General features: G+C 71.3%; 16 protein-coding genes and 1 pseudogene. 7 read left to right on the top strand and 10 right to left on the bottom strand.

The features are described 5' to 3' along the window. Nucleotides 1-15 precede the first annotated feature (15 nt). Complete coding sequence (locus H483_RS31630) at nt 16-1,017, bottom strand: LLM class flavin-dependent oxidoreductase (RefSeq protein ID WP_017837342.1); 1,002 nt, start codon at nt 1,015-1,017, stop codon at nt 16-18. Nucleotides 1,018-1,087: 70 nt separating this feature from the next. On the opposite strand from H483_RS31630, the gene thiM reads away from it, so the two are divergent. Beyond that, nucleotides 1,088-1,942 (top strand): hydroxyethylthiazole kinase, encoded by an 855-nt coding sequence (gene thiM / locus H483_RS31625; protein ID WP_017837341.1) that lies wholly within the window; start codon nt 1,088-1,090, stop codon nt 1,940-1,942. Further along, nucleotides 1,939-2,673, top strand: coding sequence for a thiamine phosphate synthase (gene thiE / locus H483_RS31620; protein WP_017837340.1), 735 nt, complete (start codon nt 1,939-1,941; stop codon nt 2,671-2,673). Before thiM ends, thiE begins: the two co-directional genes overlap by 4 nt. Nucleotides 2,674-2,724: 51 nt before the next feature. Here thiE and H483_RS31615 read toward each other — a convergent pair whose 3' ends face one another. Further along, nucleotides 2,725-3,342 carry a hypothetical protein gene (locus H483_RS31615; protein WP_152427986.1) on the bottom strand — a complete coding sequence of 206 codons (618 nt, stop codon included), beginning with the start codon at nt 3,340-3,342 and terminating at the stop codon, nt 2,725-2,727. Nucleotides 3,343-3,372: 30 nt separating this feature from the next. On the opposite strand from H483_RS31615, the gene H483_RS31610 reads away from it, so the two are divergent. Continuing rightward, on the top strand, nt 3,373-3,723 hold the full coding sequence (locus H483_RS31610; RefSeq protein WP_017837338.1) for a VOC family protein: 351 nt from the start codon (nt 3,373-3,375) through the stop codon (nt 3,721-3,723). Nucleotides 3,724-3,753: 30 nt separating this feature from the next. Here the strand turns inward: H483_RS31610 and H483_RS31605 are convergent, their stop codons facing one another. Together H483_RS31605 and H483_RS31600 are read right to left on the bottom strand one after the other, a co-directional pair. Then, nucleotides 3,754-4,638, bottom strand: a complete 885-nt coding sequence (locus tag H483_RS31605; protein ID WP_017837337.1) for a sigma-70 family RNA polymerase sigma factor — start codon at nt 4,636-4,638, stop codon at nt 3,754-3,756. Further along, entirely contained in the window at nt 4,635-5,150 is a 516-nt protein-coding gene (locus H483_RS31600; protein WP_152427984.1) for a carboxymuconolactone decarboxylase family protein, read from the bottom strand. The genes H483_RS31605 and H483_RS31600 overlap by 4 nt, the downstream gene beginning before the upstream one ends. 91 nt (nt 5,151-5,241) lie before the next feature. On the opposite strand from H483_RS31600, the gene H483_RS31595 reads away from it, so the two are divergent. After that, complete coding sequence (locus H483_RS31595) at nt 5,242-5,835, top strand: DUF1707 domain-containing protein (protein ID WP_017837335.1); 594 nt, start codon at nt 5,242-5,244, stop codon at nt 5,833-5,835. 51 nt (nt 5,836-5,886) lie between these two features. Here H483_RS31595 and H483_RS31590 read toward each other — a convergent pair whose 3' ends face one another. Beyond that, entirely contained in the window at nt 5,887-7,266 is a 1,380-nt protein-coding gene (locus H483_RS31590; protein ID WP_017837334.1) for an MFS transporter, read from the bottom strand. A 129-nt stretch (nt 7,267-7,395) separates the two neighbouring features. Here H483_RS31590 and H483_RS31585 point away from each other — a divergent pair, with 129 nt between their 5' ends. After that, entirely contained in the window at nt 7,396-9,285 is a 1,890-nt protein-coding gene (locus H483_RS31585; protein WP_017837333.1) for an amidohydrolase family protein, read from the top strand. Here H483_RS31585 and H483_RS40120 read toward each other — a convergent pair. After that, nucleotides 9,279-9,881: pseudogene (locus H483_RS40120) on the bottom strand (TIGR02206 family membrane protein); the annotation flags it as partial. The gene H483_RS31585 and the pseudogene H483_RS40120 sit on opposite strands and share 7 nt — an antisense overlap. 86 nt (nt 9,882-9,967) lie before the next feature. Next, complete coding sequence (locus H483_RS31580; RefSeq protein ID WP_017837330.1) at nt 9,968-11,401, bottom strand: rhodanese-like domain-containing protein; 1,434 nt, start codon at nt 11,399-11,401, stop codon at nt 9,968-9,970. 132 nt (nt 11,402-11,533) lie between these two features. On the opposite strand from H483_RS31580, the gene H483_RS31575 reads away from it, so the two are divergent. Beyond that, complete coding sequence (locus H483_RS31575) at nt 11,534-11,971, top strand: PPOX class F420-dependent oxidoreductase (protein WP_017837329.1); 438 nt, start codon at nt 11,534-11,536, stop codon at nt 11,969-11,971. 58 nt (nt 11,972-12,029) lie between these two features. Beyond that, nucleotides 12,030-12,608, top strand: coding sequence for a peroxidase-related enzyme (locus tag H483_RS31570; RefSeq protein WP_017837328.1), 579 nt, complete (start codon nt 12,030-12,032; stop codon nt 12,606-12,608). Between the two features lie 34 nt (nt 12,609-12,642). On the opposite strand, the gene H483_RS31565 is transcribed toward H483_RS31570, so the two are convergent. The 3 genes from H483_RS31565 to H483_RS31555 form a co-directional block, all read right to left on the bottom strand. Further along, on the bottom strand, nt 12,643-13,719 hold the full coding sequence (locus tag H483_RS31565; protein ID WP_017837327.1) for a hypothetical protein: 1,077 nt from the start codon (nt 13,717-13,719) through the stop codon (nt 12,643-12,645). Between the two features lie 101 nt (nt 13,720-13,820). Then, on the bottom strand, nt 13,821-14,561 hold the full coding sequence (locus tag H483_RS31560) for a glucose 1-dehydrogenase (protein WP_017837326.1): 741 nt from the start codon (nt 14,559-14,561) through the stop codon (nt 13,821-13,823). Between the two features lie 51 nt (nt 14,562-14,612). Then, nucleotides 14,613-15,689, bottom strand: a complete 1,077-nt coding sequence (locus H483_RS31555) for a hypothetical protein (protein WP_017837325.1) — start codon at nt 15,687-15,689, stop codon at nt 14,613-14,615. Between the last annotated feature and the right edge of the window lie 2 nt (nt 15,690-15,691).

Raw genomic sequence — 15,691 nt, 5'->3', positions numbered from 1 at the left:
GCGACGACGGCCCTCTCAGCCAGTCCACGACCGGCGCAGGACCTCGAGTGCTCCGTGCACCCGCTCACGGCTCGAGCCCACCGGGGCAATCATCAACTCGTCCGCGCCCGCGCGTTCGGCGAAGTCCGCCAGGTAGTCGCGGACCTCCGATCCGTCGCCCACGGCGGTGAAGGAGATCATGTGCAGGATCTGACGACCGGCCGCCGACTCCATCACCATGTCCAGCTCCTCGTCCGAGAAGTGGCGGCCGCGTCCGGCCATGAGCCTGACGCGCTGACGGCGGTACCAGTGCAGCTCACGGTCCGCTCGCTCCGTGTCGTAGTCGGCCACCACGTTGACCGCGGCGATCATGTACGGCTCGGCCAGCTGATCGCTGGGCTCGAATCGGTCTCGGTACACCGCCGAGGCCTGCTCGAGCGCATCGGGCGCGAAGTGCGAGGCGAACGCATAGGGCAGCCCGTACGCGGCGGCCAGCTGTGCACCGAACAGCGAGGACCCGAGTATGTACAGCGGGATCCTGGTCCCGCGTCCGGGCGTCGCCGTGATCCCGCGGGTGCGGGCGAGGTCCGAGGGCGAATCTCCGAGGAAGGCCTGCAGTTCACGGACGTCGTCGGGGAAGCGCTCGGCGGCTGACGGCTCACGACGCAGGGCGCGGAACGTCTGCGGGTCGGTGCCCGGGGCTCTCCCCAGTCCCAGGTCGATCCGGTCCGGGTGCAGCTCGGCGAGGGTGCCGAACTGCTCGGCGATCACGAGCGGCGAGTGGTTGGGCAACATCACCCCGCCGGACCCCAGCCGGATCCGCCGGGTCTGCGAGGCGATGTGCGCCATGAGCACCGCCGGAGCCGAGGAGGCGATGGACCCCATGTTGTGGTGCTCGGAGTACCAGACCCGCTCGTATCCGAGTTCCTCCGCCTTGCGGGCCAGGGCGACCGAGTCCCGCAGCGCGTCACCGACGGACTGCCCGGGGCGGACCGAGGCGAAGTCGATCACGGACAGGGGCAGCGCGGAGGGGGTCATGACGGGTCCAACCCCCGTCCTGCGAGCCCTATTCCGTCCCGCGTGCGGGCGGGGGCGGCACACTGGGGGGATGTCCGAACCCGGCTCCGGTCCCAGCTCCAGCTCCGTCGACATCGCCCACCTGGTCTCGGCGATGCGCCGGACCGAACCGTTGGTGCACTGCCTCACCAACTCGGTGGTCCGTCAGGTCACGGCCGACGTCCTGCTCGCCGCCGGTGCGGCGCCGGCGATGGTCGACCACCCCGAGGAGGCCGCCGACTTCGCGGCCGTCGCCACCGGGGTGCTGGTCAACGTGGGGAACCCGACGGCCGAACAGGTGGAGGGCATGCACGCGGCGATCGCCTCGGCCCGGGAACACGGCACGCCGTGGGTTCTCGATCCGGTGGCGGTCGGAGGGCTGACGTTGCGTACCGGGCTCGCCACCGACTGGCTCGACCACGGGCCCGCGGCGATCCGCGCGAACGCCTCGGAGACCGTCGCGTTGGCGGGGGCCGGGGCGGGTGGCCGCGGCGTGGACTCGACGCACGACGTCGCGGCCGCGTTGCCGTCGGCCCTCGTGCTCGCCGAGCGCACCGGCGGCGTCGTCGCGGTGACGGGAGCGCAGGACGTCGTGGTCACGAACTCCGGCGGGTTGACCGTCGCCACCTGGATCACCTCGGGGCATCCGCTGTTGCAGAAGGTGATCGGCACCGGCTGCGCGCTCGGGGCACTGACGGCCGCCTACCTCGGCGCGGCCCGGGCAGCCGGCCTCCCCGACCACGACGCCGTGGTGGCCGCCCACGCACACGTCGGAGCGGCAGGAGCGGCCGCGGGGCGCGTCGCCGCGGGTCCGGGCCTGTTCGCGGTGGCGTGGTTGGACGCGCTGTACACGCTCACCGCCGAGGAGATCGCGGAGTCGGTCACACTGCTCGACGCCACCCCGTGACCCACCCGACCTCAGGAGCCCGCGCGACCACCCCGAGCGGACACGCCCGCTCTGCCGCCGCCGTCGACTGGCGGGTGTACCTGGTCACCGACCCCCACCTCGGCGGTGACCGGGACGCGGTCCCCGGCATCGTCCACCAGGCCGTCCTGGGCGGGGTGGGGGTCGTCCAGGTCCGGGACAAGGAGTGTGACGACGACGAGTTCGCCACCCGCGCGGCCTCGGTGGCCGATGCCGCCCGTCGGGCCGGGGCTCGGGTCGGTCGCGAGGTCCCGGTGTTCGTCAACGACCGTCTGGAGGTGGCGCGCGAGCTGGGACTCCATCTACACGTGGGGCAGAGGGACGTCGCGTTCGGGCGGGCGCGCGCCGAACTCCCGGAGCATCTGATGCTGGGCCTGTCGATCGAGTCGGACGAGCAACTGCACGTCGCGCTGGGCGGACCCGGGCCCGTGCCGGACGTGATCGGGGTGAGCCCGGTGTGGTCCACGGCCACCAAGACCGACACCGCCGCCGCACTCGGTCCGTCAGCGGCCGACCGGCTCGCCCGGGTGGCCCGTCGACGGGGCGTGGCGGCTGTGGGCATCGGCGGGATCACCCCTGCGAACGTCGACCTGCTCGCGGGCACCGCTCTGGACGGCGTGTGCGTGGTGTCGGCGGTGATGGGTGCGTCCGATCCACGCGCCGCCGCCCTCGATCTGCTCTCCCGATGGGACAGGTCCCGGGCTCGCGGCTGAGCTGGACGCCCGCCTACTCGTCGGCCCACCCTCCGCCCACCCACCGGTCCGTCACCGTCGGTTCTCCCAGGGGTGGCACACGCCGAATCCGCCGTAGCCGGTCCCGATCGTCGGATGGGTGGACAGGGTCAACTCGTCGCGGTGGCCGTTGATCAGATAGACGTACCGGCTCCCGGGGGTGGACGACCCGGCGCCGGTCGGCCTCAGCCGGAAACCGAGCGGTCCGACCGCGCCGCGGACCTCCTCCACGACCTGATCCCAGTCGCCGGGGACGAGGGCCGCGGGATGACGCATCTCGCGGGCGTAGTACTTGCCGATCCCGGTGCCCATGTGCCCGGCGGCGTCGCTCCTGCTGGGGCAGGCGACCTCCTGAGCGGCTCGGGACTCCCTCCATCCGCTCGCCCCGATCGCCCCCTCCAGGACCCGCCGGATCTCCGCCTGCCCCGCCTCGAGCGCGGCGCGTGACCCCGCCACGTCGATCGTGGTGTCGAGCGGGACGTTGGCCGCGCCGATCGGGCCGGTGCTCGTCGGCGGAGAGGGCGCCGGGGTCGGAGGCGGGGTCAAAGGCGGGGTCGGCGTCGGGGTCGGCGCGGGACCCCCCGCGCACGCGGTCGCGGCGACCAGAGCGGGGGTGACCAGGACCGCACAGAGAGCTCGAAACCGCGCCACCGCACCCATGGTGCCCGTACCGTCGGCCGCATGCAGGACAGCGCCCCGGACCAGATCACGATGGTCGAGTTCCCCAGTTCCTCGATGCCCGCGACAGCCGAGTTCCTGGCCACGGTGTGCGGTTGGACGCCCACCGTGTACGGGTCGTCGTACACCGACCTCACCGGCGGCGGGATCGAGGTGGGGATCCAGGGTGACGACGACGAGCAGTCACCGGCGCCGCTGATGGTGATCCAGGTGTCCGACCTGGCCGAGGCCCGAGGCCGGGTCGAGGCCGCGGGCGGCGTGGTGACCCTCGAACCCTTCTCCTTCCCGGGCGGCCGACGGTTCCACTTCCGCGAGCCCGGCGGGAACGAGATGGCCATGTGGGTGCCCGAGTAGCCCCCGACCGGGCTGCCGCGGGCCGCCGCCTCACGCGCTCGGCTCGAACCCCTCCGGAAACGCGAGCCGCGTGAGTTTGTCCGGGTTGGAGTGGAAGTAGACCCGCGTGACGCGGCCGTCGACCACACCCAGCTGGGCCACCCGGACGACCCCACGGGAGACCACAGCCAGCGCGAACTCCCCGTTCACCTCGACCGGAGCGATCATGCCGTCGGACAGCTCCGCCGCCTTGATGAGGAAGTACGCACACTTGCGGGCCCCCACGATGTCCCTGCGGGCGGCGTTGACCTTCCCGTCGCTGTCCGAGACCACCCGGGCGTCCGCGGTGAGCACCTCGATCGTCTGCTGGAGGTCACCGGCCAGGACGGCCTCGACCAGCCGAGAGATCACCGCATCCGGTGCACGCTCCGGCGGACGCAGGTCGGTGTCCAATCTGCGCCTCGCCCGGCTCACCCACTGACGGACCGTGGGCACGGCCGCGTCCAGCGCGCCGGCGATCTCAGCGTAGGGCAGGGAGTAGGCCTCGCGCAGGACGAAGGCCGCGCGCTCCTCGGGGCCGAGCTGCTCGTAGGCCAGCAGGACGGCGATCCGCAGGTCGTCGCGCTGCTCGGCCAGCTCCGAGGGCAACAGGGCGGTGTCGACGGGTTCGGGGAGCCACGCCCCCACGTAGTCCTCCCGCCTGCGTCGCCGCAGCCGGTCCAGGCACAGGCGCGTGGTGACCGTGGTGAGCCACGCCTCGGGGTTGTCGGGCGCCGATCCCGCCTCGAGACCGACCAGGCGGGCCAGGGCCTCGTCGGCGGCGTCCTCCGCGTCGGCCCACGTCCCGGTGATGCGGTACCCGACCCCGAGGAGCCGTCCCCGGACCCGGTCCACCGCGGCCCGGTCGAGTCCGGCGAGCGCACCGGCCGTCGTCACCTCGGGCGAACGGGATCGATGTCCTCCCGGCGCACGCCCCTGAGCGAGCCCGGATCCTTCCGGGTGGCCACTGCGATCCGGTTCCATGCGTTGATGGTGACGACCTCCATCAGCAGCTGTCCAGTGCCCGACTCGCCCCGGTGTCGGACCACGTCGTCCCAGAGCTCGTCCGAGACCGAGTCCTCGCCGCGGATGTGGGTGACCGCGTCGGCGAACCGCAGGACCGTGAGGTCCCCCTCGGACAGCTCACCGGCGTGGGCGGGCCAGTCCTCCGCGGCGACGATCCGGGCGTCGTCCCAGCCGTCCTTGCGGGCGTCGCGTCGGTGCATGGCCGTGCAGAAGCGGCACTCGTTCACCGCCGAGACTCGGAGTCTGATGAGGTGGCTGTCGGAGCGGGAGACCCGGGCCCGGGTGTAGGCCTCGAGCGCCAGCATGGGCACCATGGCGCCCGCGCTGACCTGTGTGCGCTGTTCGTGCGTGTGCGGTCCGTGGTCGTTCCGATGCGTACTCATACCCCTTCGACGCACCAGCACTCCCGGATGTGACAGCGGATCGGTGTGATCACCTATGGCGATCTCCGGGACCCCCTCCTAGCCTGGTCACATGACCGATCCCGATGATCTGTTGCTCTCCGACTCCGAGCGCCTGCACGCCCTCACGGCGCTGGGCGACCACTATGCCGCGGGCCGCCTCGACGACCCGGAATTCCACTCCCGGTCCGGTGACATCGCGGCCGCGCGCACCCTGGGTCAACTGCGGTCATCGTTCCGCGATCTGCCGGGCGGGATGCCCCTGAGCAGCGTTGACGGCATGATCGTGCAGACGGCCGCGGCGGGAGGTGGTGAGCTGGCGCGCACCTCGTCGTCGTCACCGGCGGTATCGGACCCGGATCGCGAGCTCCAGGATCTCCGCAAACGGGGCAAGACGGTGGAGACGCTCGACGGGTTGGTCCTGGGGGCGACGCTCGTGGCGTTCCTCGTGCTGCAGTTCGTGGTGGGTTGGGATTACGCCTGGATCGTGTGGCCGTCGCTGGTCCTGACCCTCGGGGTTCCGCGCGCGATCCTGCAGTTCACCGACTCGGACGAGGAGCTCTACGAGGAGCTCAAGGAGTCCGACGACGAGGCGCGCAAGGAACGCCTCCGCGCGGCCACCGAGCGGATCCGCGAGCTGGGCGACGGGCGCGAGACGCGGGACTGACCCCTTCGGCACCCGCGGCCTCCGCGCGCCCGGCGACGAGCGCGAGACGGGTCAGGTCTCCTCGAGCGCGACGCCCTTGCGCTCCGGGAGGGTGAACGCGGCGAGGGCGGCGACGACGAAAGCCGCCGCGAACACCCCGAAGACCACCACCGTGCCACCAGCGCCGAGCATCACCGGGACCAGCAGTGGCGCGATGATCGAGGCGATCCGTCCGAACGCCGCCGCCGCGCCGGTGCCGGCCCCACGGGTGGAGGTGGGGTAGAGCTCGGGGCCGATCGCGTACAGCGCACCCCAGGCGCCGAGGTTGAAGAACGACAGCGCCATTCCGGCGGCGATGATCGTGGTCGGCGTCCCCGCGAGACCGAACAGTCCCGCGGCGACCGCCGACCCGGCCAGGAACACCGCGAGGGTGACCCGGCGGCCCCACACCTCGATAAGCCATGCCGCCGCCGCGTACCCCGGAAGCTGCGCGAGCGTGATGACGAGGGTGTAGCCGAACGACCTGACCAGATCGAAGCCCTGTGAGACCAGCAGGCTGGGCAGCCAGATGAACGCGCCGTAGTAGGAGAAGTTGATCCCGAACCACACGATCCACAGAGCCCCGGTCCGCCGTCGAAGGCGCGGGGACCAGATCGACTCGCGGGCGGACTCCTCGACGGGCTCGAGCCGGCCCGTCGCCGCGCCGGCGGTCGCGCCGGCGGTCGCGCCGGCGGTCGCGGTGGCGGGCGGCTCGACCCCGGCCGAGTCGGCGGGCGGCTCGACCCCGGCCGAGGCCTCGTACTCGCGGACGATGCGCTCGGCCTCGTCGACCCGGCCCCTCGACTCGAGGTAGCGCACCGACTCGGGCAGGCCGAATCGCACGACGAGCGCGTACGCCGCCGGGACCAGTCCGATGGCCAGCGCCCAGCGCCACCCGTCGTCGCCGATCGGTACGACGAAATATCCGATCACCGCCGCCATGATCCAGCCGACGGCCCAGAACCCCTCGAGGATCACCACCACCCGGCCGCGGATACGACGCGGCGCGAACTCGCTGACCAGCGTCGAGGCGACGGGCAACTCGGCGCCCAGGCCCAGGCCCACGATGAAGCGCAACACGATGAGCATGGCGATACCGGTCGACAGCGCTGCCGCGCCCGTGGCCAGTCCGTAGACCAGCAGGGTCGCGGCGAAGACCTGGCGGCGCCCGATCCGGTCGGCGAGCAGCCCGCCGAGCGCGGCACCGATCGCCATGCCGACGAACCCGATGGACCCGATCCAGGACAGTTCGGTCGGGGTGAGCGCCCAGTGCACGGCCAGGGCGGCCATGACGAAGGAGATCAGTCCCACGTCCATGGCGTCGAGCGCCCACCCGACGCCGGATCCGACCAACAGCCTGCGGTGCTTGCGGGTGAACGGTAGGCCGTCGAGGCGCTCCGTGCGTGTGGTCATGCGCGACAACGCTACTCGCCGGACAGAGGACGGGCGGCGCAGGAAGTTCCCCACGAACCCTGGACTTGGACCAGCGTCCGGGCAGCCTGGTGAAGTATGTGTTTTGTGTCACAAACCAGGGAGTGCCTCGTGGACACCACCGATCACGCCAGCCCGGGCGGCGCCGACTTCGACCTCGTGATTCGCGGCGGGACCGTCTACGACGGCACCGGCGCTCCCGGCGTCCGCGCCGACGTCGGGATCCGGTCCGGCGTCGTCGCGGCGGTGAGCCCCGCCCCCCTCCCCGTATCGGCGGGCACCCGCGTCGTCGAGGCCGACGGCCGATGGGTCACGCCCGGCTTCATCGACACCCACACCCACTACGACGTGGAACTGCTGGTATCCCCCGGCCTGGGCGAGTCGGTCCGCCACGGGGTGACCACCGTGCTGGTGGGCAACTGCTCCCTGTCCGGCGTGTACTCGGACACCGTCGATGTGGCCGACCTGTTCAGCCGCGTGGAGGCCCTCCCCCGGGACGCTGTCCTCGACGCACTGGAGCGCACCAAGTCGTGGTCCGATGCGGCGGCGTGGCGGAGCGCGGTCGAGTCCCTGCCGCTGGGGCCCAACGTGGCGAGCTTTCTCGGCCACTCCGACGTCCGCGCCTCCGTGATGGGACTGGGCCGATCGACCGACCCGGAGCGCTCCCCGAACCGGCAGGAGCGACGCGAGATCGCGCGGCGCGTGGACGAGGCCCTCGACCAGGGATTCCTGGGGGTCTCCACCATGACCAACCCCTGGGACAAGATGGACGGCGACCGCTACCGCTCGCGCACCCTGCCCTCCACGCACGCCTCGTGGAAGGAATTCCGACAGATCAGCCGGATCCTCCGCCGGCGCGACCGCGTCCTGCAGGGCGTGCCGAACCTCAACACCAAGGTCGACGTGGCCTTCTACGTGGCCACCAGCACGGGGCTGCTGCGCAAGCCGCTCAGGGTCTCACTGCTCGCCGCCGCGGACACCCTCGCCGAGCCCTGGGTCAACCACATCTTCCGGCCCCTGGCCTGGGTGGCCAACTCGCTGGGGCGGGGCAGGTTCGTGTGGCAGCACCTGCCCACCACGTTCAAGGTGTGGGCCGACGGGATCGACCTCGTGGTCTTCGAGGAATTCGGCTCCGGGCGCGAGGCGCTGCACCTCAAGGACGAGATGGCCCGCACCGACCTGCTCGCGAAGGAGGGCTACCGGCGTTGGTTCCGGCGGGACTTCGAGAAGCGGTTCAGCCCGCGGGTGTGGCACCGCGACTTCGACGACGCACTGATCGTCGCCTGCCCCGACGAGTCGCTGGTCGGCAGCACCGTCGGCGACGTCGCCCGCGACCGGTCACTGCATCCGGCGGACTGCTTCCTCGACCTGGTGGTGGAACACGGTTCCGACCTTCGGTGGACCACCACCATCGCCAACGCCCGCGAGAAGGTCGCCAACCGGCTGGCCCGGACACCCGGCGTCACCATCGGCTTCTCCGACTCGGGCGCACACCTGCGCAACATGGCCTTCTACAACTTCGGCGTGCGCCTGCTCGAGCGAGTACACGCCGCGGATCGGCGCGGCGCCCCGTTCCTGTCCGTCGAAGAGGCGGTGTTCAAGCTCACCGGGGAACTCGCCGACTTCTACCGGCTCGACGCGGGACGGATCGCCCCCGGGCGCCGGGCCGATGTGGTGGTGATCGACCCGGCCGGGCTCGACGGCGAGTCGCTGGACTACCACGAGGAGGCGATGCCGGAGCTCGGTGGCATCCGCCGCATGGTCAACCGCAACGACCGGGCGGTCACCGCGACGATCATCGGCGGCCGGGTGGTGTGGGAGGACGGCCAGTTCGCCCCGGGCTACGGCTCGGACTACGCGTCGGGCCGGTTCCTGCCGGCGGGCCGGCGGATCAATCCGGCCCCGACCGGTTCCGTGCCCCGGGTCAGCCGCTCGGCGGTCCACGGCCAGGTGAACAGCACGCACACCACGGCGACCACGGCCGCCGCGACGACTATGTAGACCGGCCAGGGGCCCATGAGATCCAGCGGCGAGCCCTCCGGTGGGGCGTGACGGAGATACCCGTAGTTCGCCCCGGTGGTCAGGTTGACCGCCGAGGCCACCACGGCCCAGAACACCGTGAAGAGGAAGGTGAAGCCGCACCCCCGCCAGGTCGGTCGTAACCCCAGCCCCCACACCAGTATCACCGGGGCGATGAAGGCGGCGATATGGGAGAACCAGAACATCCCGTACTCCACCGGCGGGGAGAAGCTGTAGTTCAGGTCCGGGGTCAGCAGCGCCATCAGGTTCAGGGACAACCCCCAGAAGTACGCCACCGCCACCGCCCACCCGGCGCGGGTGATCAGCGCCACCGGGATGATGATCCGGGCCCAGTCCGAGAGGTCGGCCGGGATGGCCTGGGCGGGATCGAACCGGCCGGGCATCAGATCCCAGACGATCCAACCCACCCCGACCAGCAGCATGAGCCACCCGGCGATCGTGATCGCCCGGTCCACCGCCCGGGAGCCGCGGTGCCGACGCACCACGCCCAGCAGGACCGCTGTCAGCACCACCGTGGCGGCCAGGGCGGAGAAGTGGGCCACGCCGAAGAGCGGCATCGAGCCGAGATCCTCCTCGGCGGCCAGAATGGTCGCTCCGGTGATCATGAACCCACCCTAACCCGATCCCCGCGGGGGCCCGGCGGTCACTCCGTGGGCATTCCGGCGTCCTCCCACGCGGAGTAGCTGCCCTCGAGCTCGGCGACGTCGTAGCCGACGCTGCGCAGCGCACTGGCGACGACCGAGCTCCGCGCGCCGGACTGACAGTAGGCGACGATCGTCCCGGACCCGGGCAGCCCGTCGCGCTCCCACATCACCTGCCCGCCGTGCACCCGGGTGGCGCCGGGGACGTGGCCATCGGAGTACTCGGTCGCGGCGCGGACGTCGAGCACCATCGCGTGCTGGTGCGACTCCAGGTCGCCCGGCGCGACGATCTCGGGCCGGTAGGTGGGCAGTCCGTCGGTGGAGGCGACGTACCCGCGCGTGGAGTCCACGCCCACGCGGAGAACGTGCCGCCGCAGTTCATCGGCCGCCTCGGCGTGTTCGGCGAGGAACACCAGGCCGCGGGTCTCGGCCTCCGGGTCGACCGCCCACCCGGCGTAGGTGGCGGCCTGACCGGCCGGGAGGTTGAGGGCGCGCCGGACGGTGCCGTCGTGGACCTCGTCGGCTGGCCGGGGGTCGACGACGACGAGGTCACCGGACTCGATACCGGAGGCCACCTCCTCGGCGGGCAGCTCGGGCAGCTCCGGCAACGGATGGCCGAGGACGGCGGGGCCGTCCCTGTTCTGGCGCTTCATCCTCCCGAAGTACGCCGGCACGTCGGGTTGGCCGTCGAGGAGCTCGGAGACGAAGCCCTCCTCGTCGTCGTCCTCCACGTACGTCGGCCACCACGCGAACTTCCGCTCGTATCCCACCGAGCTGGACGGCAGCGCCCCAAGGGACTTGCCGCACGCCGAGCCCGCGCCGTGGGCGGGGAACACCTGGACGTGGTCGGGCAGGGTGAGGAACCGGTCCCGCAGGCTGGCGAAGAGCTGCCGGGCGCTGGCGTGGCGGGTGTCCTCACCGGAGCCACCACCCGCGTCGGCGCTGCCCGCGTCGCCGTGGCCGCCGGTCTCGTCCAGCAGGTCCGGGCGGCCCAGGTCGCCGCAGAAGACGAAGTCACCGGTGAGCGCGTAGCCGGGCTCGTCGGCGAAGGCGCCGTCGGTGACGAGGAACATCAGGTGCTCGGGCGTGTGACCGGGCGTGTGCACGGCCTCGAGCCGGACGTTGCCGAGCTCGATCGTGTCGCCGTCCCGGAGTCGCTCACCCTCGAAGGCATATCGCCAGTCCTCACCGCCCTCATCCGAGAGGTGGATGGTGGCGCCGGTCGCGGCGGCCAGTTCGCGGGTGCCGGAGAGGTAGTCGGCATGGATGTGGGTCTCGGTGACCTTGACGATGGTCATGCCGTGCTGGTCGGCCATCTCGAAGTAGGCCCGCAGGTCGCGGCTGGGGTCCACGACTATCGCCTCACTGCTGCTCTGGCAGCCGATGAAGTAGCTGGCGTGGGCGAGGTCGTAGTCATAGATGCGCTCGAAGAGCATGGGGTGTCCGTTTCCGTGGGGAACAGGTACACCTCCCACCGTAAAACCCTTGGGGGTATAGCGCCACCCCGCGGCGGCGACGACGCGCACACTGGACCGGAGAAACCGCCGCCGACGAAAGGACCCACGCCCGTGTCCGAATCCCGCACGCCCGACTCCACGCCGACCGCTGATCTGCTGACACCCGACCTCCGCCGCCTGCTCGCCCGGCCGAATCCGTGCGTCATGGCGACGCTGCGCAGGGACGGCTCCCCGGTGACCGTGCCCACCTGGTACCGACTGGTCGGAGACCGCATCCACCTCAACCTCGACGCCGGACGGGTACGCCTCCAGCACCTGCGGCGCGACCCGCGGGTGGCGCTGTCCGTGGTGGAGGCCGACGACTGGTATTCGCACGTGAGCATCCAGGGTCGGATCACCGAGATCGCCGAGGACCCGGACCTGTCCGGCATCGACGCGCTGGCCCGGCACTACACAGACCAGCCGTATCCGGTCCGCGATCGTGCCCGTGTGGATGCCTGGGTGGAGATAGAGCGGGTACACACATGGGGGTCCGCGGCACGATCCTGAGTCGGCAGGGCCCGACGCGGCATACCGTCAGGGCACACCACACTCCCGGGAGCCGCACATGTCCGACCGCTACCCCCTCGCCGACCTCGCCACTCTGCCCGATGACCTGCGGGAACGCATCCTCGCGGAACAGGAGAAGGCGGGGTTCGTCCCCGAGGTGTTCCTGATGTTCGGGCGCCGCCCGGCGGAATGGCGGGCGTTCTTCGCGTACCACGACGCCGTGATGGACCGCGAGGGCTCGAACATGTCCAAGGCGGACAAGGAGATGATCGTCGTGACCATTTCCGCGCAGAACAACTGTCAGTTCTGCGTGGTGGCGCACGGAGCGATCCTGCGGATCGTCAAGAAGGACCCGTACCTCTCCGATCAATTGGCCGTGAGCCACCACAAATCCGACCTGACCCCGCGCGAGCGCGCGATCTGCGACTTCGCCACCAAGGTCAACCTGCGGTCCGACGAGCTCGTCGACGCCGACTACGCCGCGCTTCACGAGCACGGCCTGGACGACGAGGACGCGTGGGACATCGCGACGATCACCGGCCTGTTCGGACTGAGCAACCGGGTGGCCAACGCCACCGACATGCGGCCGAACCCGGAGTTCTACCTGATGGGTCGCGCGCCACGGTCGACGAGCTGACGAATCCCACACCGGTCCGTTCGGAGTCGGGCGTTCACCGGTTGACCGGGGTCGTCGGGGCCCAGTGGAAGCCCCGGTCGAACAGGTAGCGGAATTCGGGGTCCTCGGCGAGGGTGACGTCGACCCCGTCCCCGCTCAGCGCCATCCCTCCGGGGGCCGGTGACCACGTCAGGGTCAGAGTGCGCTCGGGGTCCCTCACCAGACCGTACGTGCCCTCGCGGACCGGATACAGCTCGACCGTGATCACCTCGCCGTCGACGGAGTAGCGCCCGTCGTAGAAGTCCCCGTTGGCCAGGCGCAGTCCGAGGCGGGCCCGGTCCGCGCCGTGCTGTCCGAAGGCCACCTGCTGCCAGCGGTCATCGTCGGCCAACTGCTCGGCGGGCGACGCCGTGTCCTCGACCACGCGATAGACCCCGGCGACCTGGGAGAACGCGGACTGCGTCCCGCCAGACGCGGCCATCACACCGAGAGCCGCGCCCGGGACACAGACGGCCACCACCGCGAGGATCGGCCCCGTCCACCTGGTCACGCGCTGACCCCGGGGCCAGGGGATCGGGGTGGGGAGCGTCGCGGCGGGCACGGGCCGGCCCGCGAGGATGCGCCCGACGCGCGCGAACCACGGGGCCGCGACCACCAGCCCGGCCACGGCCATCGCCAGGGAGAGTTGTTTGACCGGGACGTCGAAGGTCATGTTGAGCAGAAAGACGACGGCCATGGCCGCGGCGGCGAGGAGGCCACCCAGCCAGGCCGTGCGACGGAAGAGCAGGAGCGCGGCGGCGATGACCTCGGCCAGACCGGCCAGGACCTGGACCACCGGGGAGAACGCCATGAACCGCCAGAGAAACCCCATCGGGCTCATCTCGCCGAACGCGGTCAGGGCGTCCCCGTAGTCGGCGACCCCCATCTGCATGAGGAACACCTTGGGCCATCCGTACACCAGCAGCACGAGAGCCAGCCAGACGCGCAGGATCCAGTGGGCGATCCACCCCGCCGTGACCCACCAGCGGGGGCCGGGGTCGGCGGCGGTGGAGGCGGTGGTGGAGGTGGCGGTGGAGGCGGCGGAGACACTGTCACCGGACGACGATGTCGCCGAGAGGGATCCCTGGGTCATGCCGCCGATCGTACGAACCCTGAGAACGCCCTCGTTCGCCTCAGGGTCAGCCACCGGGTCAGCCTCAGTGGCGCGATCCCGCTCCCCCGGCCGGCGAGTCTCTACAGCTGTTTGTGTGGAATCCCGTTGATAGTTCCGCCGTCCACCACGAACTCGGTGGCGGTGGCGTAGGAGGACTCGTCCGACGCGAGGAACAGCACGAAGTTGGCCACGTCCTCGACCGTGCCCAGTCGGCCCAGGGGGATGGGGATCATGTCGTCCGGGATGCCCTCCGTGATGGGGGTGCGGACGAGACCCGGGTGCAGTGAGTTGCAGCGGATGCCGTGCGGTGCGAGTTCGAGCGCGACCGACTTGGTCAGTCCCCGGACCGCCCACTTGGCCGCCACGTACCCGTGCGCCCACGGGGTGCCCCGCATCCCCTCGATGGACGAGACGTTGATGATCGAACCACGGCCGGCGGCGATCATCGTCTCCGTGACCGCCTGGCACCCGTAGAAGGTCCCAGTGAGATTGACGTCGAGGATCTGCTGCCACTTGTCGTGCCGGAACCAGTGCAACTCGGCGCCGTTGGCGATCCCGGCGTTGTTGACCAGCACGTCGACCCCACCCCAGTCGGCGACGGTCTCCTCGACGACGGCCTTCCACTGCTCCGCATCGGACACGTCGAGGTGACGGTAGCGCGCATTCGCCCCGAGCTCGTCTGCCACGGCCTCGCCCTGGTCGTCCAGCACGTCGGTGAGCACGACCCTGGCGCCCTCCTCGACGAGTCGGCGCGCGTCGGCCTCACCCATCCCCCGTGCCGCGCCCGTGATGATGGCGACCTTGCCCTCGACCCGACCCATGACGACTCCCTCTCCTCGTGAACAGCTGTGGTGGTGACGCCGATCGACTGTTCAGCGTGCGCCGATGACGCCCGGGGCGCCGGTGAGCGGCAGATCCAGCGTCGTGGTCAGCCCCGGCGCAGCCGCCACGACGGCGGGAACGGCGTTGACGACCCTGCCGACCCCGGCGAGGATCGCCGAGTGGTTGTGGTCGCCGTCCGCGCTCTGCGCGGCCAGGTCGAGGACGTACGACGGTTCGCCGATCACCTCGACGCGGTAGGAGTGGCCTTCCTGCACGGCATACGGCCAGTCCGGTCGCAGGTCGTCCCGGGTCCGGGTGACGTGTTCGACCACGATGACGGGCTCGCCCGCCACCAAGCCGGTGATCTGGAAACGGAACCCCGCCTGGGTGCCCTCGGCGATGGTGCAGGCCGCGACCTCGTAGGTCTGGGGCGCGGGTTCGCGCTCGACGTGTTCGGTGATCTCGTCCACCTCCACGCCCAACCCGGCGGCGAGCAGGTGGATCGACGCCCCCCACCCCGCCGTCAACACCCCGGGCAGGAAGAGCAGCGGGGTCTGGTCGAGGGGGGTGCCGAAGCCCATGACGTCGACCATGGATTCGGTCGAGTCATAGGTGGCGTAGTCGGAGAACTCGGTACAACGGACCTGACGCACCTCGCGGCAGGTGCCGGTGATCGCCAGTGGCAGGAGGTCGTTCGTGAATCCCGGGTCGACCCCGGAGACGAAGAGCGTCGCCCCGCCCTCCACGGCGGCGGCCTCGAGCCGCTCGCGCGCGCTGTCGGGGACGCCGACCGCGGGGTTGATGAGCGGGGTGGGCGCGGTGCCGACCACATTGATCCCGGCCGCCAGGTACTCACGGATGTCGCGGGCTGCCTCCACTGGGCGGGTGTCGCTCATCGCGCAGTAGACCACGCAGTCGGGCGCCGCGGCGATGATGTCGGCATGGTCAGTGGTGGCGGTGACGCCCGTGACCGCCTCGAGACCGGCGAGTTCACCCGCGTCCCGGCCCGCCTTCTCGGCCGAGTGCACCCAGACGCCCACGAGGTCGAAGCGCGGGTCCTGGATCAGCTGGCGCAGGGCGATCGCCCCGGCGTTCCCGGTGGCGATCTGCGCGACCCGGATGGCCATGT

This window comes from Dietzia sp. UCD-THP (assembly GCF_000349585.1).
Lineage (GTDB): Bacteria > Actinomycetota > Actinomycetes > Mycobacteriales > Mycobacteriaceae > Dietzia > Dietzia natronolimnaea_A.
This window is presented reverse-complemented; position numbering and strand designations above follow the sequence as displayed.